7 protein-coding genes and 1 pseudogene are annotated in these 26,735 nt (G+C 48.0%); 3 read left to right on the top strand and 5 right to left on the bottom strand.

All coding sequences use genetic code 11. The features are described 5' to 3' along the window. Positions 1 to 11: 11 nt before the first annotated feature. Positions 12 to 626 carry an HAD family hydrolase gene (locus tag R7P67_RS03065; RefSeq protein ID WP_225478160.1) on the top strand — a complete coding sequence of 205 codons (615 nt, stop codon included), beginning with the start codon at positions 12 to 14 and terminating at the stop codon, positions 624 to 626. Positions 627 to 734: 108 nt separating this feature from the next. Here the strand turns inward: R7P67_RS03065 and R7P67_RS03060 are convergent, their stop codons facing one another. From R7P67_RS03060 to R7P67_RS26790, 5 genes and pseudogenes are all read right to left on the bottom strand, one after another. Then, the gene (locus R7P67_RS03060) at positions 735 to 1,214 is read right to left on the bottom strand and encodes a Dps family protein (protein WP_005388254.1); all 480 of its coding nucleotides are present in this window, start codon (positions 1,212 to 1,214) and stop codon (positions 735 to 737) included. Between the two features lie 300 nt (positions 1,215 to 1,514). Continuing rightward, positions 1,515 to 3,515, bottom strand: coding sequence for a methyl-accepting chemotaxis protein (locus R7P67_RS03055; protein WP_064369169.1), 2,001 nt, complete (start codon positions 3,513 to 3,515; stop codon positions 1,515 to 1,517). Positions 3,516 to 3,636: 121 nt separating this feature from the next. Next, positions 3,637 to 3,990 carry a hypothetical protein gene (locus tag R7P67_RS03050; protein WP_064369168.1) on the bottom strand — a complete coding sequence of 118 codons (354 nt, stop codon included), beginning with the start codon at positions 3,988 to 3,990 and terminating at the stop codon, positions 3,637 to 3,639. A 431-nt stretch (positions 3,991 to 4,421) separates the two neighbouring features. Next, positions 4,422 to 23,321 (bottom strand): tandem-95 repeat protein, encoded by an 18,900-nt coding sequence (locus R7P67_RS03045; protein WP_411912804.1) that lies wholly within the window; start codon positions 23,319 to 23,321, stop codon positions 4,422 to 4,424. A gap of 27 nt (positions 23,322 to 23,348) precedes the next feature. Continuing rightward, a pseudogene (locus tag R7P67_RS26790) lies at positions 23,349 to 24,653 on the bottom strand (cadherin-like domain-containing protein); the annotation flags it as partial. A 353-nt stretch (positions 24,654 to 25,006) separates the two neighbouring features. On the opposite strand from R7P67_RS26790, the gene R7P67_RS03040 reads away from it, so the two are divergent. Beyond that, entirely contained in the window at positions 25,007 to 25,375 is a 369-nt protein-coding gene (locus R7P67_RS03040) for a hypothetical protein (protein WP_031777210.1), read from the top strand. A gap of 9 nt (positions 25,376 to 25,384) precedes the next feature. Next, entirely contained in the window at positions 25,385 to 26,734 is a 1,350-nt protein-coding gene (locus R7P67_RS03035) for an HlyD family type I secretion periplasmic adaptor subunit (protein ID WP_033906830.1), read from the top strand. Position 26,735: the final 1 nt, after the last annotated feature.

The following is a 26,735-nucleotide window of genomic DNA, read 5'->3' as shown; positions in this document are numbered from 1 at the left end:
ACGAGGTCATTATGATTCCATTCCCTTTACAGCTCGATAAAATTAAAGCCGTGGTGTTTGATTTAGACAACACCTTGGTGAGTTCTGATATGAACTTCGGCGAATTGCGACAACAGCTAGGTTGTCCGCAGAGTGAAGATCTATTGGATTTTGTCGACGCACTTGAGCACCCTCATCATCGAGAGCACGCTCATAACGTGATATTTGATTACGAGATTTCTGATGCTGAGCAGTCTGCTCCAATGATTGGCTGCCATGAATTGATCGCCCACTTGCATCAAAATGAAATCAAAACCGCTATCGTGACGCGCAACTGTCAAATCGCCACGCAGCGCAAACTAGAACACAACCAAATCTCAGTGGAACGAGTCATCACTCGTGAATGCTTCCCGCCCAAGCCAGACCCTTTGTCTCTGCAAGTATTGGCGAAAGAGTGGCGTTTGATGCCTGATGAAGTGCTTTATGTCGGCGATTACCTCTACGACTTGCAGGCAGCGTATAACGCGCAGATGCCCTCTTGCCTTGTGCACCATGGGAATCAAGAAACCTTCAATGATTCAGCCTCATTGGCGCTTAATGAACTCAGTGATTTATTGAGCCGTTTCGAATCCTTACCACGCAAATAAAGCGCACATATAAAATACGCAAACAAAAAAAGGGGCACCAACGTGCCCCTTATGACTTATTCCCGATTGTTTCATGCGTTCCCAAGGATTACTTGGGTGATGCGCCACTTAGCCTTGTAGGTAAGCGTTAAGCATCCACATTAATTTTTCTTGCTCACGGATGTAGTCACCCATCAATGCCGCTGTACCTTCGTCATCTGCTTCACCCGCGTTTTGTAGAATCTCACGCTGTTTTAGAAGTAGAACGCTAAAGCCTTGAACCAGACCTTGTACACACTCCTCACCAGAAGTCGCGTTTTGATGTTCTTTAATTTCACTTGCTTCCAAGTAGTTGCTGAATGCGTGCGCTGGCGTATGACCCAAAGTTAGAATACGCTCTGCAAGCTCATCGATTTTTGTTTGTAGATCAGTATAGATTTCTTCAAATTTTACGTGCAGTTCGAAGAATTGCGCACCTTTAATGTTCCAGTGGTAACCGCGAGAGTTCATGTACAACACTTGGTAATGCGCTAGCAGTTGATTTAACTGTTGAGCTAGTTGTGCTGATTGTTCGCTGTCTAGACCAATTAGGCTTACTTGTTTGTTCATAATCTTGCTCCTAGAAGGATGATACCAATCGTAGTAACGAACTATTCTCTTACCGGGATTGGTATAAAGTTTAAAAATTCTTTTGCAGTATTTGCTGCCGATGGAGTCATATTACGACTCCGGCTCGGTGAAGAAAATTTGGTTTTAACTATGATTTAAATAGCTAAATCCAATGAGCAAGCAGACGAATATCGGCGTATCATCCAACAAAAAGCCCCAACCCTTTTTGTGTAAAAAGGATTGGGGCTTTTTTACTATTTGGTTAACGTTCAAAAGTAGATGAACAGACGTAAACCTTATCTACGCCGTTTTAAAAGTTGCCATCTGTTGATTCAGCTCGGTAACTTGCTCTTTTACCTGCAATGATGTCTCTGATGCACGTTGGCTAGTATTCGAAACCTCATCCACTGATTGAGTAATACCGGACATCAATCCAGTGATCGAGTTGGTCGCATGAGATTGCTGCTCTGCCGCTGCCGCAAGTTCTGCCATTTGTTCATTCAAAGAACCAATTTGCTCGGTCGTGACAAGCAAACGAGTTACCGCTTTTTCAATGTGCTCAGCGCCCTGCTCCGCAAGTGATTGGCTGTGTTCAATCTCCTCTACCACCGAATTGGTCGAGCGTTGAATCGCATTGATGATACCGTTGATTTCTGTCGTCGATTGAGTAGTGCGAGTCGCTAACATACGTACTTCATCCGCCACAACCGCAAAGCCTCGTCCTTGGTCACCCGCACGCGCTGCTTCTATCGCGGCATTCAATGCCAGTAAGTTAGTTTGTTCTGCCAAACCTTCAATTACTTCCGTCACTCGACCAATGGCTTCGCTCTCTTTGCTTAACTGCGTCACTTGCGTACTCGCGGTTTCAATGCTGCCATGCAAGCTTTCCATGGTGACTTTGTTTTGCTCTAAAGCATCACGACCTTGTTCAATCTCGCCTTTTGAATCAGAAAGCTTCTGCACCGATTGATTGGCTTGATCTAGAGTGTTACGCGCGGCTAAAGCGATTTCATCCAATTGGCTTCCCATTTCAACAATGCTGGTTTGTTGCTGTTCTACATTCGATGAGGTGACTTGCGCCGATTCCAACAAAGCCCCCATGCTGGTATCCACCTGGTGCGCTTTTTCACTCACCCCTGCCACGATGCTCGCTAACGATTGGTTCATGCGGTTAATCGAATCGGTAAGGTCTGCCAATTCATCTTTCCCAACAACAGTTAACGGAGGCTGAGAAACATCTCCTGAAGCGATCGTCTTGGCTCGCTCCGATAAGTTTTTCACTCGGCGACCAATGGTATTGCCCATGTATTTTGAAATCGCTACTGCGGCAATCAAAACCAATGCCGCAGCAATCAACATAGTGGTGAGTACGTTCTTGATCGACTGATTAATACCCTGTCCACTTTGATCAGCACGACTTTGCTGAGCCAATACGATCGTTTCTAAGCTTTGGTCTAGTGCATCCGCTGCTGGCAACAGTTCGTTCGCCATCAGCAAGTTTGATTCGTTCCACTCTGGCGACTGACGCAATGCAATTACCTGCTCTGCTAAAGGAAAGTACAGTTGCTGCATTTCTTTAAACAGTGACCACAATGATTGGTCGTTATCAGTCAGTCTGTCGAGTTTACTGTCGATTTCCGCCACAGACTGATTGTGGTACTTAATCAAGTCGTAGTATTTGTCCAGATGATCTTGCTGCCCGTACAACAGGAAATCTCGCAGAGCAGACAGTGCATTGGCGAGCGAGGTATAGCTATCCGCGTAAACTTTAAACAAACGCTTTCTGTCTCCACCAAATGGGTTTCCTGACTCTTCATTGATTAAGCTTTGAAGCTGATCAAGTGCCACTTCTGCAATGGGTGCCGCTTCGTTAATAAAGAGGTTGTGCGCGGGTAAGTTCTCATCACTGTGGCTAAGTTCAATCAGCTTGTTCAAAGAGACTTTTACCGCGTCCCACTGGCTTTGAATCGCTTGAAAATCCTGTTCAGAGATCAGAGCCTGCAACGTTGGAAGCGACTCGTCTGTAGAAGCCATGATATTGCGTACGTCCTCACTCAGACGTGCGCTCGCCTCTTCATCGCCACCTAGCAACATGTAGGCTCGAATAGAAGACAGCGACGCTTGAACGGACTGTTGGATACCGCGACTGGTGTCGACGGTCGGTAAATCGGATTTAAGTAACGAAGAGGCGTATTGCTCTACGGTAGTGACGTTGCGATACGTGAATACCGCTGATGCCATAAAAAGTACGGCTAGCAGCACAAAACTGAGCTGCAACTTCCCTGATATCGTAAGGTTCATCCATAAACTCCTGACAACGATGAGCCTTAAATATAACGATGTTTACAAAAATGTTAAATACTGGTATCAAAAGTTACTAAGAAAACCATGTAAATCACTATTTTAAGCCGATAAATAGGGCTTATTTGAAGTATGGTATGCGCTCACTACGTAAAATCAGATAATTAACGTAAGTCGTTTCTAAGCAGTCTTGATCCCACAACGAAAGAATCCGCTTAGTGGCGAAGTAGTAATCTTTATTACGCAGTAGCACACCCACCGTGCGGCTGAGCTGCTTAAAGCGCTGTTGCTCATTAGCAGAGATGTAATTGTCTTCATTTTGAATGATCGGCGCCAATCCATCGGTAAACCAATTGTTCAGAATTTCACGCATCTCAAGTTCCGACTCTGGTACATCGATACTCGACAACTCGCGATGCAGTGGCGGCGGTACTATGTACTTCGACGCTTTTGGTGAACTAACATAACGGTACATGTCGCTCCTCCTTGTAAATGACTCTTATACCCAAGTGACTTCAAGATGCAGGATTCAGAGCGTTGTCATTGATTCGGGGTCAAGGAAAACAACGCAGCGTAATAGTCAGCTCTTTCCACGTTGTTTGACACAGAAACCGAGTCAATGACACGCTCCCGAAGGGCGAGCTGTCTTGGTTTGTATACTTTGTTGTCGATTCTTGATTTAGACCCACTAGACCTTTAAATCGCCGCCGCGTCTACAAACCAAGCCATTCTCGCTGAGCCTAACATCTCGAGGTTACTTGGGTATAAACTAGCTAAGAATACTTTTTTCAATTTCCAAGTTTTTTCTAGAGCTCATAGAAAGAAGACCAACAAAAAAGCCATGCAAAGTAGGCTCTGCATGGCTTTGGTTCGGGAAGCAATGACACTGCCCTCGTCTAGGACTGGTTACATTGAGCTTTGATCGAAATCGTTGCCTTGGTCAGTACCTGTTTGAGTATCCGAGTCGAAGCTGCCAGAGTCATCCGTGAAGTCAACACCTTGATCTTGACCTCCTGCACTTGTCCAGTCGCTGCCGCCAGATTCCATACCCGCCATATCTGGTTGCTGATCTTGAGCAGAACCTTGCATGGTGTATTGATCATCGACTTCAACTTCAACTGTGCCACTCGCACCTTCTACTGCGCTGCCCAATTCGTCGTAACCTTGGAATTGGATTTCGCTCGTACCTTCGTAACCTTCTGGTAGGTCAACCGATACTGGTTGGTTCAGGTTGCCACTTAATGTGAAGCTGCCATCGCCATTATCCAGTGCGTTGCTTACCGATGCGCCATCAGGTAGACCGGACATTTCTGCATAATCCACCGATTCGTTACCGCTGACCTCATCTGGAACCGAGATAGAAATGGTATCGCCTGGTGCTGCAGTCACATCAGCTGCGCTCTCCTCTTCACTGTCTGCACCGTTTGCTGCTTGCTCTTCAGGCTGTTGCGCTTCGCCAACTTGCTGCTCTGCTGATGCTTGAGCAGTTTGGATTTGTGGCTCGTCGCTTTGCGCTGAATCGTCCGCAACTTGGATGCTCAGATTCTGAGTCGATACTTCACCATTGTCGTTGACCTGAACATCCATAGCCAAATTGCCATCGAAGTCATCGTTCGGCCAGTATGTCCACTCTTCACCACCTGATTTCGCAAAGAAACCAGCATCGTTTGCATCGGCGACATCCAACACTTCTGCTGAAGGGCTAATGCCAAGTTCATCAATCAACTGTGCTTCCGTTAGTGTTAGTGAACCATCATCAGCCAGTGCGTAGCCTTCGCTGGTAGTGGTTTCACCTTCACCTTGGATGTCGACATTAAAGAAGCTCTCAATGCGGTTTTCACCGTCAGTTGCAATGAAGCCAACTTGAACATCTCCGGTGTAGCCTTCTGCTGGTGTGAATTGGTAGTTACCTTGGTTATCGGTCTCTATCACACCTTGACCTTCCATTAGGCTCACTGACTCAATGCTCAAGCTGTCGCCTTCTGCATCGCTCAAGGTCGACAGCATGTCATCATTGGTGAACGACAAGGTGCCATCCGCTGCCATTTCTGTGGTAGAAATGCTGTCGATTTCTGGAGAAGCATTCTCTTGTGGTGCGTCTTCTTTCACGACCACACCCGTTTGCTCATCATGAAGCACACCGTCTTTATCAATCACGTAAGCGATATCCGCTTCACCAGTAAAGCCTGGTGCTGGATTGAATGTCCATGTGCCATCACCGTTATCGACAATCTCACCTTGGCTGCGGTCAGCTAGGTGAACAAATTTCACTTCATCACCCGCGTCAGCGTCTACGTTTTCTGCCAATCCGATTAGGTCATCAGCGGTTAGGATAACGGGCTCACCCGCTAGGGTTTCGAAGTCACCTGAATCGATGCCATCTTCGAACTCTTCTGGCTCGTCACCATAATCCACCGTTGTTGCGGTCACGGTTACGAAGAACTCGCCATTAAAGTCAGCCGGAGGCGTCATTTGCAGGTCTGAAATATCCCACTCGTTCAAGTCGATGTATTGACCCGGTTCCGTAATGGTAATGGTGTTCACACCATCCGTAACTTCGAAGCCAACAGGGAAACCAGTCATCACTAGGTTACTCAGTGTTTCTGAATCGTCGATCAGACCAACATTCAAGCCTAGGTGACCCGTTTCGTCCTCACCGAAGACTAACGGACCATCATGGTCGGTTGTGATGACCGCGCCATCCGCAACAGGGCGAACAAACACTGGTACATCAAGTACTGTTTCAAACTCACCGTCACTTACCACAACTTGCAAGTCAGAAACCCCTGCAAAATCGCCAGTCGGTGTGAACGTCCAAGTACCGTCACCGTTGTCTGTTACCTCACCACCATCTTCACCTTCTGCGGTGATAATGCGTGATACGACTAGGTTTTCAGTGTCAATGTCGCCGAACAAGTTCATCAGGTCGCCAGCGTCGAAGGTGAATGCGCCATCCTCGTCGGTTGCCATAAAGGCATTACCCACATTGAATGGAGCATCGTTGACTGGAATGACATCCACATTCAACGAGCCTTCAACCACTTCTTCACCATCCGTCGCGGTGTAGCCCAGTTCCACCAAACCATTGAAGTCTTGAGTGGTTACCAAGTGGTACATACCATCTGGTTGCTGGGTTAATGTCGCGTTTGCAGGCGCACGAACCGTGATGCTTTCTACGCTGATTTCGTCACCATCAAGATCCGTAACTTGATCAGCGATGTAAGCAGGGTCAATCACCATGACCACATCTTCTTCGCCTTGCATCTGGATGGTTGGCGCTTCTGGTGCATCGTTAACCGCTTCGATGTTTAGATTGCCTTCAACCGGCGTCACTAAATCACCATCGCTGACACCGAACGACATTGGCACATCACCATTGAAGTTCTCAGCCGGAGTGAATGACCAAGTGCCATCACTGTTGTCTAGCAAGTCACCGTATTGCTCATCAATCACTAGGTCGACAGCAGACAGTTCGTCGTAGGTGTTGTCGATGTCTGTTGCATTAGCAAGCAACATGTCCTGCGTGATAAGAATGGTGGTATCTTCGGTGCCAGCAATATTCACTGGCGTTGATTGCGGCGCATCGTTAATTGGGTTCACCGTTAGGTCGACGCCCACTTCCACGCTCGCACCATCGTTATCAATCAAGTCGAAGCTTAGGTCGATATCGCCATTGAAGTTCGCATCAGGCGTAATCGTAAAGCTACCATCTTGGTTCTCAACAACGGTTGCATTGGCTACCGCGGTTAAGTTCACTGCTTCTAGATTATCGCTGTCTACGTCACCCGCTTGAGCCAGTAACTGCTCTTGACTCAATGTGATTGAACCGTCTTCATCGACACTGTAAGCCAAGTCGCCAGATACCGGAGCATCGTTGACTGGCAATACATCGATGTTCGCGTTGGTTGTCGCAGTTGCACCGTCTTCATCAGCCACTACTACGTCTAGGCTTACGCCACCATTGAAGTTTTCATTTGGCGCGAAGCTATAAGTGCCATCGTCATTCGCCGTTAGAATGCCATCGCTACCACTGTAAGAGACGCTTTTTAGGCTCACGTCACCTTCCACATCGCTTGATTGCGCTAGCAGTTGCTCTTCCGTGAAGATAATGACTTCGTCTTCATTGACAGAGTAACTTGTCGCACCTGCGATTGGTGGATCGTTCACCTCAAGAACGGTAATACCCGCAGTGGTTGAGTCTGTCGCACCCTCTTCATCGACTACGACAACATCTAGGCTGACTTCACCATTGAAGTTCTCGTTTGGCGAGAAGGTGTACGTACCGTCACCATTGTCTTGGAACACGCCATCTGCGCCACTGTAGCTCACACTATCAACCGAAACATCGCCTTCAATATCCGACGAATTAGCCAGTAGTTGCTCGTCACTGATGGTGATCGAGTTGTCTTCGTGTACGGTGTAAGACGTGCTACCTGCCACGGGTGGATCGTTCTCTGGCGTCACACTCACATCGATATTCGCGGTCACGGTGTCCGTGCCATCGGAAACATCGAAGGTAAAGTTTACGTCGCCATTGAAGTTTTCGTTCGGTGCGAAGCTGTATGTGCCATCGCCATTGTCAGTTAGGACACCGTCCGCGCCAGTGTATGTGACACCTTCTACCGATAGGTCATCGCCATCGATATCGGTTGCACCATCCAACAGGTCTTGATCAGTAAAGGTCAACACGCCATCTTCACCAATGGTGAACGCTTGATCCTCAGGCTGCGGCAAGTCATTAACTGGGTTAACCGTTAGGTCAGCCGTTGCAACGATAGTATCGGTGCCATCGTTGATATCGAACGTGATATCAATGTCGCCATTGAAGTTCGCGTCAGGCGTAATGGTAAAGCTGCCATCGTCATTAGCCGTAACCGTCGCATCACCGTCAACCACTAGGTTAGATGCAGTTAGTGCATCACCTTCTACATCCGTTGCTTGTACCAACAATTGTTCTTGGCTTAGCGTGATTGAGTTGTCTTCATCGACGCTGTAAGCCAAGCCACCCGATACTGGAGCATCATTGATTGGCAGAACATCAATGTTTGCCGTCGTCGAAGCGGTCGCACCATCTTCGTCCACGACTACAACATCAAGATTCACTTCACCATTGAAGTTTTGATTTGGTGCAAAGCTGAACGTACCATCACCATTGTCGGTAAAGATACCTTCGCTGCCACTGTAGCTTACGCTATCTAGTGCTACCTCACCTTCAATATCGGAAGAGTTTGCCAACAACTGTTCTGCACTGATGGTGATAACTTCATCTTCATCAATGGTGTAACTGGTTGTGCCTGCGATTGGTGGGTCGTTCACTTCAAGAACGGTAATTCCCGCTGTTGTTGTATCAACCGCGCCGTCCTCGTCAACCACGACAACATCTAGGCTAACATCGCCTGTAAAGTTTTCGTTTGGTGAGAAGGTGTAAGTACCATCGCCATTAATTTCTAGCACACCGTCGTTACCGCTGTAGCTCACGCTGCTGATCGCAACATCACCCTCGATATCAGACGAATTAGCCAGTAGTTGCTCGTCACTGATGGTGATTGAGTTGTCTTCATGCACCGTGTAAGACGTGCTGCCTGCAACCGGTGGATCGTTCTCTGGCGTAACACTCACATCGATATTCGCGGTCACGGTGTCCATGCCATCAGAAACATCGAATGTAAAGTTCACATCACCATTGAAGTTCTCGTTTGGAGCAAAGCTGTAGGTACCGTCACCGTTATCGGTTAGGACACCGTCCGCACCAGTGTAAGTCACGCCTTCAACTGTTAGGTTGTCACCTTCTACATCCGTCGCGCCTGTTAATAGGTCTGCATCTGTAAAGGTAAGAATACCGTCCTCACCCACTGTGAACGCTTGATCTTGTGGCTCTGGAGCGTCATTGACTGGTGTTACTGTTAAGTCGAGACCAGCCGCGACCACTTCTTCCCCGTCAGTCACATCGTAGGTGAACTCGATGTCACCGTAGAAGTTCTCGCTTGGAGTAATGGTGAAGCTGCCATCCTCGTTCATTTCAACCGTTGCATTTTCATCATTGGTGCTCAGGTTGATTGCGCTTAGGTCGTCACCATCAATATCAACGGCATGCTCAAGTAACTGCTCTTGAGTCAGCGTAATGCTGTTGTCTTCGGCAGTTACCGCCGTGATATCACCCGTCACTTCTGGTGCGTCATTGGTTGGCGAGATATGAATCGTCACATCTTGCGTCGCTGTCGCCGTTGTACCTGTATCCACATCCGTAGACGTAGCGTTCACAGTTAACGTCACATCGCCATTGAAGTCTGCAGAAGGAATAAACTCTAGCCCTTCTAGCTCGCCTGGTTGTAGTGACCAAGTGCCGTCGCCATTATCAACACCTGCTGATAGTGAGCTGCCTTCTGGCACATCTTCAATCAAGATAGAGAGGTTTTCTGAGCCATCGGTATCGGTCAATGCTGCATCGATATCAAGCGGCACTGGTGTATCTTCGGTACCAATGATTTGGTAATCCGCGTCCGCTACCGTGATTTCGATGTTGTCGATGCCGAATGACTCGTCAGGAATACTTTGGTTTAGCGTAGAACCAAAGCCTAACTGAAGCTGACCGTCTTCCACCGGAACGGTTAAGTTCACTTGGTGTGCTTGGTCGTTCCAACCACTGAAGCCTTCACGTTGAGAGGCTCCGTGGATCACTTCACCCACTTCGTTACCGTCAGAATCGTAAAGCGTTGTCGTACCATCTTGAGTACGGAACGCGGAGTTCTCCAAGGTGGTTAGCTGTTCGCCACCCACAAAGATTTGGAACGACTCGCCATCCCAAGAATCGATTTCGTAGAAACTAAACGAGATATTCACTTCGTTGACATCACTTGGAATATCGTAAGTTTTGCTTACCGCTTCATCACCGCCAGTGCCACCAATACGACCCAGCATATCGCCCGTTTCGAAGCCTTGTGAGCTCTCAGTGTTCGCGTTCCAACCGTTCGAGCCAGACTCGAAGTTATCAGACGCAATCACCAAGTCCGAAGCAATCGAAAGCTCTGGCATATCAACCACAGATTGAACGTCAATGTTCGCTTCAGCAGGAACCGTTGCAGTGCCATCGTTGACATCAAACGTTACGTTCACGTTGCCATCGAAGTTTTCATTCGGTGCAAAGGTGTACGTACCGTCACCGTTATCAACCAAGGTACCGCTGTCAGAAGCAACATTTTCAACCGTTAGGTTATCACCATCGATATCACCTGCATTTTGCAGCAGTTGCTCTTCGGTGAAGGTGAAACTGGTGTCTTCTTGCGTGACGAACTGTGGCTGACCAACCGTTGGTAGGTCGTTCACTGGGTTTACAGTCAGATCGGCAGTCGCTTGAATGGTTGCATCACCGTCGGTAATGTCGAAGCTCAGATCAATGTCGCCATTGAAGTCTGCATCTGGTGTGATAGTGAAGCTACCATCGTCATTCGCAACAACGGTCGCATTACCGTCAACAGTCAGGTTGGATGCGGTTAGATCATCACCATCCACATCGCCCGCTTGTGCAAGAAGCTGCTCTTGACTGAGAGTGATAGAACCATCTTCATCCACGCTGTAAGCCAAATCACCTGATACCGGTGCATCATTGATTGGCAATACATCGATGCTTGCATTGATTGCTACCGTTGCACCATCTTCATCAGTCACAACCACATCAAGGCTGACATCACCGTTGAAGTTTTCGTTTGGCGCGAAGCTGAATGTGCCATCGCCGTTGTCAGTAAAGATACCGTCAGAGCCGCTGTAGCTGACGCTATCAATCGCGACTTCGCCTTCAACATCAGAAGCATTCGCCAATAGCTGCTCAGAGCTAATGGTGATGACTTCGTCTTCGTTCACTGAGTAGCTGGTCGCGCCGGCAATTGGTGGATCGTTCACCTCAAGTACCGTGATACCTGCGGTAGTTGAATCCGTCGCACCGTCTTCATCGACCACGACAACATCTAGGCTCACTTCGCCATTGAAGTTCTCGTTTGGCGAGAAGGTGTAAGTGCCGTCACCATTGTCTCGGAACACGCCATCTGCGCCGCTGTAGCTCACGCTATCAATCGCCACTTCGCCTTCTATATCAGACGAGTTAGCCAACAGCTGTTCGTTACTGATGGTGATCGAGTTGTCTTCATGCACTGTGTAAGATGTGCTACCTGCCACTGGTGGATCGTTCTCTGGTGTGACTGTCACATCGATATTCGCAGTCACGGTGTCCGTGCCATCGGAAACATCGAAGGTGAAGTTCACATCACCATTGAAGTTTTCGTTTGGCGCGAAGCTGTAAGTGCCATCACCATTGTCGGTTAGGACACCGTCTGCACCAGTGTAAGACACACCTTCAACCGATAGGTCATCGCCATCGATATCCGTTGCGCCATCAAGTAGGTCCTCATCAGTGAACAGCAAGACGCCATCTTCACCAATCGTGAACGCTTGATCTTCTGGCTGTGGTAGGTCGTTAACTGGATTAACCGTTAGGTCAGCCGTTGCAACAATAGTGTCGGTGCCATCGTTGATATCGAACGTGATATCAATGTCACCATTGAAGTTCGCATCAGGCGTGATGGTGAAGCTGCCATCATCGTTTGCCGTGACCGTTGCATCACCGTCAACCACTAGGTTAGTCGCGGTTAGCGCGTCGCCTTCTACATCCGATGCTTGAGCAAGAAGCTGTTCTTGGCTTAGCGTAATTGAATTGTCTTCATCGACACTGTAAGCCAAGTTGCCCGATACTGGCGCATCGTTGATTGGCAATACATCGATGTTTGCGTTAGTTGCCGCAGTTACGCCGTCTTCATCAACAACCACAACATCTAGGCTAACATCGCCATCAAAGTTGGCGTTTGGTGCGAAGCTGAATGTGCCGTCACCGTTATCGGTAAAGATACCGTCGGAGCCGCTGTAGCTCACACTATCAATCGCAACTTCACCTTCAACGTCAGAAGCGTTCGCCAATAACTGCTCAGAGCTAATGGTGATGACTTCGTCTTCGTTTACTGAGTAGCTAGTCGCGCCTGCAATTGGTGGATCGTTCACCTCAAGTACCGTGATACCTGCGGTAGTTGAATCCGCCGCACCGTCTTCATCGACCACGACAACATCTAGACTCACTTCACCATTGAAGTTCTCGTTTGGCGAGAAGGTGTACGTACCGTCACCATTGTCCTGGAACACACCATCTGTGCCGCTGTAGCTAACGCTATCAATCGATACATCACCTTCAATATCCGATGAGTTCGCTAGTAGCTGTTCATCACTGATGGTGATCGAGTTATCTTCATGCACAGTGTAAGAGGTGCTGCCCGCAACCGGTGGATCGTTCTCTGGCGTCACACTCACATCGATATTCGCGGTCACGGTGTCCGTGCCATCGGAAACATCGAAGGTAAAGTTTACGTCGCCATTGAAGTTTTCGTTCGGTGCGAAGCTGTATGTGCCATCGCCATTGTCAGTTAGGACACCGTCCGCGCCAGTGTATGTGACACCTTCTACCGATAGGTCATCGCCATCGATATCGGTTGCACCATCCAACAGGTCTTGATCAGTAAAGGTCAACACGCCATCTTCACCAATGGTGAACGCTTGATCCTCAGGCTGCGGCAAGTCATTAACTGGGTTAACCGTTAGGTCCGCCGTTGCAACGATAGTATCGCTGCCATCGTTGATATCGAACGTGATATCAATGTCGCCATTGAAGTTCGCGTCAGGCGTGATAGTGAAGCTACCATCGTCATTAGCCGTAACCGTCGCATCACCGTCAACCACTAGGTTAGACGCAGTCAGCACATCACCTTCCACATCCGATGCTTGAGCAAGAAGCTGCTCTTGACTCAACGTGATTGAGTTGTCTTCGTCGACGCTGTACGCCAAGTTACCCGAAACTGGTGCATCATTGATTGGTAAGACATCGACCGTGATGTAAGTATCGACCTCTGCGCCGTCTTCATCGCGAATGGTTACATCCAACTGCACTTGACCGTTGAAGTTTTCATTCGGTGCAAAGCTACATGTGCCATCGCCATTTACTGAGAAGATGCCATCTGGACCGTCGTAGCTGATGCCTACTAGCTCGACATCCCCTTCAACATCCGAAGCATTCAGTAGCACTTGCGACTCACTAAAGGTCAGAACTTGGTCTTCATCGATAGTGTATGCAGTAGGACCTGCGATTGGTGGGTCATTTACCTCAATCACAGTAATGCCAGCAGTGGTAGAGTCCGTTGCACCCTCTTCATCGACAACGACAACATCTAGGCTCACCTCGCCGCTGAAATTTTCGTTTGGTGAGAAGATGTAAGTACCATCACCGTTGATTTCTAACACACCATCGTTACCGCTGTAGCTCACGCTATCAATCGCCACTTCGCCTTCTATATCAGACGAGTTAGCCAACAGCTGTTCGTTACTGATGGTGATCGAGTTGTCTTCATGCACTGTGTAAGATGTGCTACCTGCCACTGGTGGATCGTTCTCTGGTGTGACTGTCACATCGATATTCGCAGTCACGGTGTCCGTGCCATCGGAAACATCGAAGGTGAAGTTCACATCACCATTGAAGTTCTCATTCGGTGCGAAGCTATATGTACCATCGCCATTGTCAGTTAGGACACCGTCCGCGCCTGTGTAAGTGACACCTTCTACCGATAGATCATCGCCATCGATGTCCGTTGCACCATCCAACAGGTCTTGAACAGTGAAGGTCAACACACCATCTTCACCAATGGTGAACGCTTGATCTTCCGGCTGCGGCAAGTCATTAACTGGGTTAACGGTTAGGTCCGCCGTTGCAACAATAGTGTCGCTGCCGTCGTTGATATCGAACGTGATATCAATGTCACCATTGAAGTTCGCATCAGGCGTAATGGTAAAGCTGCCATCATCATTTGCCGTAACCGTTGCATCACCGTCAACCACTAGATTAGACGCAGTCAGCGCATCACCTTCTACATCCGATGCTTGAGCAAGTAGCTGCTCTTGGCTTAGCGTAATTGAATTGTCTTCATCAACGCTGTACGCCAAGTTACCAGATACAGGTGCATCATTGATTGGTAAGACATCGACTGTGATGTAAGTATCAACCTCTGCGCCATCTTCATCGCGAATGGTCACATCCAACTGTACTTGACCGTTGAAGTTTTCATTCGGTGCAAAGCTACAAGTACCATCACCGTTTACTGAGAAGATGCCATCTGGACCGTCGTAGCTGATGCCTACTAGCTCAACATCCCCTTCAACATCCGAAGCATTCAGTAGCACTTGCGATTCACTGAAGGTTAGAACTTGGTCTTCATCGATAGTGTATGCGGTAGGACCTGCGATTGGTGGGTCATTTACCTCAATCACAGTAATGCCTGCAGTGGTCGAGTCCGTTGCACCATCTTCATCGACAACGACAACATCTAGGCTCACCTCGCCGCTGAAATTTTCGTTTGGTGAGAAGGTGTACGTACCATCACCGTTGATTTCCAGCACGCCATCGTTACCGCTGTAGCTCACGCTATCAATCGCCACTTCGCCTTCTATATCAGACGAGTTAGCCAACAGCTGTTCGTTACTAATGGTAATCGAATTGTCTTCATGAACGGTGTAAGCCGTGCTGCCTGCAACCGGTGGATCGTTCTCCGGCGTCACGCTTACGTCGATATTCGCCGTCACGGTATCCGTGCCATCGGAAACATCGAAAGTGAAGTTCACGTCGCCATTAAAGTTCTCGTTTGGTGCGAAGCTATATGTGCCATCACCATTGTCAGTAAGAACACCGTCCGCCCCTGTGTAAGTGACGCCCTCAACAGAGAGGTCATCCCCTTCAATATCGGTAGCGCCTGTTAGGAGATCCGCATCAGTAAAGGTCAGCACACCATCTTCACCAATGGTGAACGCTTGATCTTGTGGTTCAGGCGCATCGTTAACTGGTGACACCAATAACTCAAGGTTGGTTGAGACAACATCATCGCCGTCAGACACATCGAACGTAAAGGTGATGTCACCATTAAAGTCCGCATCTGGCGTTAAGGTGTAAGTACCGTCACCATTGTCTGTGATGGTGATGTTTTCATCATCCGTTGCCAAGTTCAGTGCTGTCAGTTGGTCTCCATCCAAGTCACGCGCATTAGCGAGCAAATCTTCTTGCGTGATTAGGATTGAACCATCTTCTTCAACCACAGCAGAAACAGGCAATGCTTCAGGCGTATGTTCAATGTGAGCACCCGTTGCATTGACGTAGATGGTTTGAGAAACGGTTTCAGAATCATTATTTGATAGCTCTGTCGCCGTTGCCGTTACATTGATTTCTAGCTGTTGGTTAAAGTCTTCTGGCAATTGAATCTGTAGCTCTTGTTCAATTGCTGTGGTTGGAAGCGTTACAGAACCATCTGGACCGACTGTTACTTCACCGCTGTAGATCTGGCTGTTCACTTCACCTACATCAATGGTGAAGTTGAAGTCACTATAATCGGCATCGCCGCCACCGTAGAGATCTTCAAAGCCGTAAACCAGTTCACCGTCTTCGTTCACAGTAGTTCGAGTATGTTCAATGCCATCTTGGTTGAGCTCTGAGCTTGTGCCGCCATGGAAGACTGCATCACCAAATTGGCTTTGAATCACGGTTTCAGAACCATCAGCACCCACAAACACGAGTTGTGGGTCGACCGTATCCATGTTCGCAGGAGAGCCATCTGCCGCACGGAACTCATACTGGCCATCTTGCATGGACGCAAAGTCATTGAAGTTATGACCGTTAGGAATCAAGAATAGGTTGAAGCTTTCCCCTTCCGAGATTTGGAAGCTGAACTGATCTTGTCCCGGAACGAGGTCACCGCCTCCGCCAACTTGAGAGGCGTTTTCGTACACCACTTCAACGCCCGTGATATTGCCGTCTTCATCAACTTTGTAATAGCCAGCTGCGTTTTGGTAACCCGCGGTTTCACCTTCAAAGGTAACCGTGATTTCAGTATCGTTAAAACTGGTGATACCGTTGTCTTGATCGTTAAGTACCCCTTCGTTGTCGTAGCTGATCACCGAACCTTCTGGAACGCCATCAACGGTCACAGTCAGCGTTTCTGACAAGTCTTGGTCAACCAATGCTGCGGCGATGTTCACTTCAACAATACCGCCTGGCTCAACCAAGATCGCTTGGTCATCCACGTTTCGACCATCGCCATCAGTGATGACTAGGTCTGGCGCATCTGCCACGGCTTCGATATGGACATTAATGTCTTGCTCAACTTCATCAGTACCGTCAGAAACCGTAAAGCTGAACTGCAAGTCACCACTGAAGTGCTCTTCTGGTACGAAGCTAAATGTACCGTCACCGTTGTCCGTTACAGTACCTTCATCACCCGAGTAATTAATGCTGGTAACAGTGAGGTCATCACCATCAATATCAATCGCACCACTTAGCAGATCTTCTTGCGTGAACAGGATGCTGCCATCCTCTTCAATGTGGTACATGCCAGGCGCAACAATTGGAATGTCATTGACTGGGTTCACCGTCAATGTCATTTCATTGGCAACACTCAATTCACCGTCGCTTACTTCATAAGTAAACTCTATGTCTCCATTGAAATGTTGTGAAGGCGTAACGGTAAAGGTGCCGTCACCGTTATCCACGATAGAGGCATTAGGATCATTGGTTTCTAATGCCGTTGCGTACAGGTCATCACCATCTTGATCGCTGGCGTTTTCAAGCAGCATTTCTTGTGTCACGAGGATAGATCCATCCTCGTCCACGTCTGCCACGATTGGCGCTGCTTCTGGTGCGTCGTTGACGAACTCAACTTTCAAGTCGATGTTTGCCGCCACCACATCGGTGCCATCGCTCACATCAAACGTGAGGTCAACATTACCAAAGAAGCCCTGCTCTGGCGTTAATGTGTAAGTGCCATCGCCATTGTCTGTCACTTGAACCGTGTCGCTTAAACTCGTCACGTTAACAACAGACAGGTCATCGCCTTCGATGTCCGTCGCTTGAGCCAGCAGCTCTGCTTCAGTAATAGTGATCGCTTCACCGTCTTCTGTGGTGAAGGACAAATCAGGCACATCTGGCAGGTCGTTCACTGGGTTAACGGTGAGGTTTAGATCCGCAGCGACGGTTTCAATCGCGTCAGTTACGTCATAAGTAAATTCGATTTCACCAAAGAAGTTTTCGCTCGGTGTAATCGTAAAGCTACCATCAGCGTTCTCAACGATAGTTGCATTAGGATCGTTGGTCGATAGGTTCACCGCTTCAAGGTTGTCACCATCCACGTCCGTCGCGTTCGCTAACAAGTCTTCTTGAGTGATGGTAATTGAGCCATCTTCATCAACGACCGCATCAACTGGACCGCTAACCTCTGGACCTTCGTTGACGATCTCAACATCGATCTTCGCAGTGCTTGGGGCACTTGCTTGACCATCGCTGATGTCGAAGGTCAAGTTCACTTCACCGTAGAAGTTCGAAGTTGGGTCGAAGGTAAAGGTGTTGTCGCCGTTGTCTGTCAACGTACCTTGTGACTGGTCAACAAGCAGTAGATTCTCGATATGCAGAATGTCGCCATCCACATCGGTCGCACCTGATAGTAGGTCTTTTACTTCGATGATGATGGTGCCGTTTTCTAGCATTTGAGTATGCAGCGGTGCACCAGGGACTGGCACATCGTTGACCGGAATAACGGTCAGATCTAGATGGGTATCGACTTCATCGGTGCCATCGAAGACTTTGTAATCGATGTCGACTTCACCATTGAAGTTTTCATTCGGCATAAAGGTGTAAGTACCGTCGCCATTGTCGACAAGCTCACCGTTATCACCGCTGTAAGAGATATCAGAGATAGACAGCGCATCGCCTTCCACGTCACTTGCATTGGCAAGCAGGTCGTCCGCGCTAAACGTAATGCCCACATCCTCATCAGTCGACAATACAATCGGACCAGAAACGATTGGCGCATCGTTTACTGCTTCGAAGTTGATGTTGATGATGTTGTCGTCAGTGAGTTCACCATCCGTAACTTGATAACCAAGCTCAATCTCACCGTAGAAGTTCTCATCTGGTGTGACTGTCCATGTACCATCGCCGTTGTCGGTTAACGTAGCGTGCTCCGCGTTATCCCCCACCAGCTCTAGGTTTTGAATATCAAGAACATCGCTATCGATATCACTCGCTTGTGCTAAAAGCTGTTCTTCTGTGATAACCACAGAGGCAAACTGCGTAGAACCTTCGGTATCGATGGTCACATTTGGCAGGTCAGCGGTCAGTTCGATTTCACTGTCACCTTCACGGATATTCAGTTCTACCGTTTCCGTGATTTCCGTGCCGTCCACGCCAATAGATGTGAACACCGCTTCATCATGACAAGTTTGCGAAACCGTCATGTTTTGAACCACGTAAGTACCGTTACCTTGAATCGTTCCTAGCTCAAAGTAAGATACAGGCTCGTTCACCGTTAGGGTGTAATCCGTCTCATAACTACCACGATCTTCTTTGTGGTAAGTCATCGAGTCGATCAAGTCACCATCAGAGTTGAATGCTCGAATTTCCACTTCTGTAAAGTGGCGAGACTCTTCCATAAACCAGCCGCCTAGACCATCTAGGTGGAAGCTGATTTCGTTGATGTCTTGACCTTCAACGGTTACAGTCAGTTTTTCATCGCCACTCAAACCTTGGCGGTCAGTATCGCCAATACCATGCCCAATGTGCGTGTTACCATTCCAAGCACCAAGAGGGTCGTCGTTACTCTGAACGGTAACCGTCAAATCACCATCAGTGAACTGGCGAGTATATGGGTCAATTTCATCACCCCAATCATCAACACTCGCATTGTCATCAAACGTACCGATTTGAGTGGTATGCGTACCGTTCGCCAACGCATCATCATTTGGAATGAAGCGTACTTCCGTATCTGCAGGAACTTCCTGCCCGACTTCTAGCTGTACCCATTCGTCATTTAGATTCGCTTCAATGATGCCGTTTTCAGGGGCTTGGTCGAGACGTAACGCAGGCTCTTCACGCAGAGAAACACCCACTGTTTGGTCTTCTTCCGCTTGAATAAAGATCTCGTCGCCCGCTTCTGGCGCATCGTTGACAGGATTAACGGTCAGATCCAACGTGGTCAGAACATCATTTTCGCCATCGCTGATGTTGTAAGTGAAGTCCAACTCACCGTTAAAGTTTTCGGTGTGCGTAATGGTGAAAGAACCATCGTCATTGGCTACGATCGTCGCATCCGGGTCATTGGTTTGTAGATTGTTGGCAACAAGGTCATCACCTTCAATGTCTGTCGCATTCGCAAGCAACTGTTCTTGCGTGATGGTGATGGCGTTATCTTCATCCACCTCCGCTTGAATGCCTGACGTTTCAGGTGCGTCATTCACCGCGATAACATCGATGCCTGCGGTTGTCGTATCCGTTGCACCATCTTGGTCGATGACCGTAACGTCGAGCGAAATGTTACCGTCAAAGTTCTCATTTGGCGTAAAGGTATATGTGCCGTCGCCATTGTCCACGAAGCTACCGTCGTTACCAGAGTAGCTAACATTCGCCAAAGCTACATCGCCTTCCACATCAGAAGAGTTGGCTAACAACTGCTCGTCACTAATGGTGATTTGACCGTCTTCTTGAACCGTGTAAGACGTAGAACCTGCCACCGGAGGATCGTTCACTGGAGTCACGCTGACATCAATGAATGCAGGTGTTGAACCTGTGCCGTCAGACACATCGAATGTGAACTGAACATCACCGTTGAAGTTTTCATTCGGCGCGAAGCTGTAAGTGCCATCGCCATTGTCGGTAAGCACACCATCCGCACCTGTGTAGAGAACGTTTTCGATAGACAGATCATCGCCATCAATATCCGACGCGCCTTCCAATAGGTCTGCATCCGTGAACAGCAAGGTGCCATCTTCTTCTACCGTGAACTGTTGATCTTGCGCTTGTGGCAAGTCATTCACAGGATTAACCGTAATATCCAGACCAACTTGTACCGAGCCACCATCGTTATCAATGATATCGAAGGTCAGATCTAGGTCGCCGTTGTAGTTTTCATCCGGTGTGATGGTGTAACTGCCATCATCGTTGTATTGAATTGTCGCGTTGTCATCTGTCGATAGATTGATGGCTTCAAGGTTCTCGCTATCAATATCGCCCGCTTTGGCAAGCAACTGCTCTTGGCTTAGCGTAATTGAGCTGTCTTCGTTGATGGTGTAAGCCAAATCGCCCGATACTGGAGGATCGTTGATTGGCAATACGTCGACATTGATGTGCGTATCAACGGTTGCCCCATTCTCATCTTGAATGGTCACATCCAACTGAACTTGACCATTGAAGTTCTCGTTTGGTGCAAAGCTGCAAGTACCATCGCCATTGATGGTAAAGATACCATCCGAGCCTTCATAGCTGATGCCAACAAGCTCTACATCGCCCTCGATATCAGATGCGTTGGCAAGAATTTGTGACTCACTGAATGTCAGTACTGAATCTTCATCAATCGTGTAAGACGTTGGACCGGCAACTGGAGGGTCATTCACTTCAATGACCGTAATGCCTGCGGTCGTTTCGTCAATCGCACCTTGCTCATCCGCCACAATCACATCAAGGCTGATATCACCGCTGAAGTTCTCATTCGGCATGAAGGTGTAAGTGCCGTCACCGTTGTCTTGGAATACGCCATCGGTGCCTGAATAGGTCACGCTATCGATGGACACTGCGCCTTCCACATCCGAAGAGTTAGCCAGAAGCTGCTCGTCGGAAATGGTAATCGCGTTGTCTTCATCAACCATGTAAGACGTTGCACCCGCAACCGGAGGATCGTTGACTGGAGTGACGCTCACGTCCACATTTGCTGGTACGGTCTCAGTGCCGTCAGAAACACCAAAGCTAAAGCTGACATCACCGTTGAAGTTTTCGTTTGGTGCAAAGGTGTAAGTACCATCACCGTGGTCAGTCAGCACACCATCGCTGCCTGTGTAGCTAATGCCATCAACCGTTAAGTTATCGCCATCGATGTCGGTCGCGCCAGCAAGCAAGTCTGCGTCAGTAAACTGAAGCGTGCCGTCTTCTTCAACACTGAACTGCTGGTCTTGAGGAACAGGAAGATCGTTAACTGGATTAACCGTTAGATCCGCCGTTGCTTGGATAGCGTCTGTGCCGTCCGTAATGTTGAATTGGATATCAATGTCACCATTAAAGTCCGCATCTGGCGTAATCGTGAAGCTGCCATCATCGTTCGCTGTAACGGTTGCGTTTCCATCGACAGTCAAATCGCTAGCAGTCAGACCATCTCCCTCAATATCAGACGCTTGAGAAAGAAGCTGCTCTTGGCTGAGTGTAATCGCACCGTCTTCATCAACGCTGTAAGCCAAATCACCCGATACTGGCGCATCATTGATTGGCAATACATTCACATTAATGACGGTATCAACTTCTGCTCCATCTTCATCTCGAATGGTCACATCAAGTTGAACTTGCCCGTTAAAGTTCTCGTTTGGCGCGAAGCTGCACGTGCCATCATCGTTAACGGTGAAAATGCCATCCGGACCATCGTAACTAATGCCAACAAGCTCTACATCGCCTTCCACATCAGAGGCATTCAGCAGCACTTGCGATTCACTGAAGGTCAGAACTGAATCTTCATCAATGGTGTAAGAAGTTGGTCCTGCGACTGGTGGATCGTTCACTTCCAGCACCGTAATGCCAGCAGTGGTGGCATCCGTTGCGCCTTCTTCATCAGCGACGACAACATCAAGCGTCACTTCACCATTAAAGTTTTCATTTGGAGAGAAGGTGTACGTGCCGTCACCATTGATTTGCAACACACCATCGCTGCCAGAGTAGCTCACGCTATCAATCGAGACATCCCCTTCTAAATCCGAAGAGTTTGCCAACAGCTGCGCGTCAGAAATGGTAATAGAATTGTCTTCGTGAACTGTGTAAGACGTTGAACCAGCCACAGGAGGATCATTCACCGGCGTGACGCTCACATCTACATTCGCTGAAACCGTATCTGTGCCATCAGACACGTCGAAACTGAAGTTCACATCGCCATTGAAGTTCTCATTTGGCGCAAAGCTATATGTGCCATCACCATTGTCAGTTAGAACGCCATCGGTGCCTTCATAGCTGATTCCCGTTACAGAAAGGTCATCGCCTTCAATGTCGGTCGCACCAGCAAGCAGATCCGCATCAGTAAATTGCAGCGTGCCGTCCTCTTCCACACTGAATTGTTGGTCTTGAGGAACCGGCAGATTGTTGATTGGATTAACGGTTAGGTCAGCGGTTGCTTGAACGGTATTCGTGCCATCTGAGATATCGAAGCTGATGTCGATATCACCATTGAAATCTGCGTCTGGCGTGATAGTGAAGCTGCCATCATCGTTCGCTGTAACGGTTGCGTTTCCATCGACAGTCAAATCGCTAGCAGTCAGGTCATCGCCCTCAATATCAGACGCTTGAGAAAGAAGCTGCTCTTGGCTGAGTGTAATCGCACCGTCTTCATCAACGCTGTAAGCCAAATCACCCGATACTGGCGCATCATTGATTGGCAATACATTCACATTGATGACGGTATCAACTTCTGCCCCATCTTCATCTCGAATGGTCACATCAAGTTGAACTTGTCCGTTAAAGTTCTCGTTTGGCGCGAAGCTGCACGTGCCATCATCGTTAACAGTGAAAATACCATCCGGACCATCGTAACTAATGCCAACAAGCTCTACATCGCCTTCCACATCAGAGGCATTCAACAGCACTTGCGACTCACTAAAGGTCAGAACTGAATCTTCATTAATGGTGTAAGAAGTTGGTCCTGCGACTGGTGGATCGTTCACTTCCAGTACTGTAATGCCGGCAGTGGTGACATCCGTTGCGCCTTCTTCATCAGCGACGACAACATCAAGCGTCACTTCACCATTAAAGTTTTCATTTGGAGAGAAGGTGTACGTACCGTCACCATTGATTTGCAACACACCATCGCTGCCAGAGTAGCTCACGCTATCTATCGAGACATCCCCTTCTAAATCCGAAGAGTTTGCCAACAGCTGCGCATCAGAAATGGTAATAGAGTTGTCTTCGTGAACCGTGTAAGACGTTGAACCAGCCACAGGAGGATCATTCACCGGCGTAACGCTCACATCTACATTCGCTGAAACTGTATCTGTGCCATCAGACACGTCGAAGCTGAAGTTTACATCACCGTTGAAGTTTTCATTTGGCGCAAAAGTGTAAGTCCCGTTACCGTTGTCGGTCAGGATGCCGTCGCCACCGTCGTAGCTCACGCCTTCAACTGTGAGGTTATCGCCTTCAATATCCGTTGCACCAGCAAGCAGGTCAGCATCGGTGAAGATCAGCGTGCCGTCTTCTTCCACCTCAAAGGTTTTATCTTCCGGCACTGGTGCGTCATTGATTGGACGAACAGTTAAATCAATCGAACTAGAAATGGTTTCTTGACCATCACTGATATCAAACGTTAAGTCGAGTTCACCATTAAAATCAGCTTCAGGTGTGACGGTATAAGTGCCATCACCATTATCCACAACTGATGCATTAGCACCCACTTGCACGTTAAATGCGGCAAGATCATCGCCATCAACATCACTCGCGTACCCGAGAAGTTGTTCTTGAGTGAAGGTAATAGTGCCATCTTCATCCATGATGTATGCCAGATCTTGCCCTACTTCTGGCGCGTCATTTTCACCTTCGACTTTAATTTGGAACGTCTCGCTCGTAGTTTCGGAGTCGAAATCGTCTTCTACTTGCGTCGTGGTTTCTTCGCTGGTGTCTTGTACATCCACCGCGAAGCTCTCTTCAGTGGTTTCTGAATCTAGCTCGTCACCACCTTGAGAACCTTCAGAGTCTGAAGAAGCACTTGGCGCAGATGAAGTTTGTACCGCTTGTCCTTGCGCTTCATTGCCTTCTGCGTCCGAACCACCTTCAGAGCCAGAGGCATCACCACCACCGACCGCTTGGGCACCCGCCCCAGAATCCGAACCACCGCTGCCCAGAGCCTCGTCACCTGATTCTCCGCTAGAAGCTACACTATCAACAACATTGGATTGTGCAGCGTCAGAGTCGCTGCTACTTTCAGTATCCTCTTCTTGAACTGCGCCACCCGAGCTCACTGCTTCTTCTTCCGTACCCGCGCCACTAGGATTTTCTTCCATCGCACGATTGGCTTCATCAACAGCATCTGCACTTTCAGCACCGGTCGCTACAGTCGAAGAGACGGTCGACTGCTGTTTTTCTTCTTTTGTCCCCGTATCCTTCGTTTCTGTTTGCTCTACCGCATCGTTAAGCTTTTCATTGTCTTTTTCTTGATTAGTGTCGCCTGCCATTACAGCCTCCGTTGCTTTTAGCTAACTGATCGTACTTAGAGGCAGTAAAGGACACCATTTTTAGAAACCAACTTTTTTATACAACTTTTTTCATACCTTTCGAGTTCCATAAAAACAAAAAAATTTGAAAACCCAGTATAAAGATCCTTACTTGTTGTCATTAAAGCAATTAGTGCGGTGGGATAATGATAAATATGACAAATCTGTTGCGCTCAGTCGACAACAGCCATAAAGGGCTGCAATTGCTATTAGGCGATTTTTACCAAGATTTCAGTGACGCAGGGATTGATATTGAGATGCTGCATAAACAAAACCGTTTTGAAGCACTCAGATGTTATTCAAAAAGACTAAAGACCATTCTCGTCTTGTTATGTGATGACGACTTACCACCAAAATTGGCAAAGCTTGAACACTTAAACAAACACCATTTCCCTGCTCCTAATGAATTGATTGAGGACGTTAAAACCGAGCTTAACAACGTAAACAAACAAATTAGCCAGCTGTTAAAAATCGAAAATTCAATCGATAGCCGCACTGGTAGTGAATCGTAGGGGTGGCTCATGAGTAATAAGCAAATAGAACATCACCTCAAAAAGGCGCTCGTTTCGAACAACGAAGCTTCGAAGGTAACAGCAGACGATACAATCGTGCTAGCCAGTGCAATGACCAGCGTACACAAAACCTTGCTGGTTATCTTTTTGCTTTCCATGGTGGCTATCGCCGTGGCATCTCAGGCTCGTATCGACATTGTGGTGTCGGTGCGCGGTGAGCTATTGCTCGAATCTGACATCGAAAAAGTGCAACACCTTGAAGGCGGTATTCTAGAAGAAATGCTAGTGCGCAAAGGCGAAGTGGTTTATGAAGGTCAACCTATTGCACGCCTTCGCTCTCTGGATAGAAACACTCAACTTGATACGGTAAACACAGAGATCATTCAGCTTGAGCTAGACAAGATTCGTTACGAAAGCCTGCGCGATATGGTGGAACCCGATTTTTCTGCCTACATCGAAAAGTACCCAGAATTAGTGCAAGTCAACATGAATACCTGGCAGCAAGAATTTTCTAAAAACCGTTCCAATGAAGAGTTGATCACTCACGATATCCAACATAAGAATTCGCTTATTGATTCAATGCTCAAGCGCCGTAAAAGCTCCGAGAACCAGCTCTCCTTGATACGCAAGCAGCTCAATATCAAGAACACCTTGTACAAAGAGGAAATGGCGTCTTACGTCGATGTTCTGAATATGCAGGTTCAAGAGTCAAACATGGTGCGTGAGATTGAAAACCTTGATGAGTCGGTCATGAATGAGCGCTTCCAACTCGACAAACTAGAGAAGCAGTACCGAGACTTGGTGGAGAATCGTAATGCCGAGTATCAAGCACAAATCATTCAAGCAAACAAGGACTTAAAGTTGAAACGTATATTACGTCCTCAACACTCAGATAAAGTGGATCGCCTCGTGGTTTACGCCCCTATTGACGGTGTAGTAGATAAAGTGCACTTCAATTTCCGCTCCGCTGTGATACCGCCAGGTGAAAGCATCGCGGACATTGCACCGATCAATAACGCCCTTCATGGAGAGGCGAAGATCCCGCGTAAAGACATGGGTTTTGTAGAAATCGGACAAGCGGTCAAAGTGAAGATGGATACCTACAACTTTGCCAAATACGGATTTTTGGAAGGTCGAATTGCATCGATCAGCCGTTCTTCTTATGAAGAAGAAGACGCTGAATTCTACCTCGCGGAAATCCAAATCAGTCAAAACTATCTAGAGCGCGGAGGTACACAATACAAGCTGTCCCCTTATATGGAGTTTACCGCAGACGTGAAAACAGGTTCACGCCGGGTTATCGAATACGCAGCGAAGCCGGTTATGTCGGCTATCGAAGACGCATTCGATGAGAGGTGAT

This window comes from Vibrio sp. Vb0937 (assembly GCF_033338855.1).
Note: the sequence above shows the minus strand (reverse complement) of the source record. Positions and strands in the feature narration are given on the sequence as shown.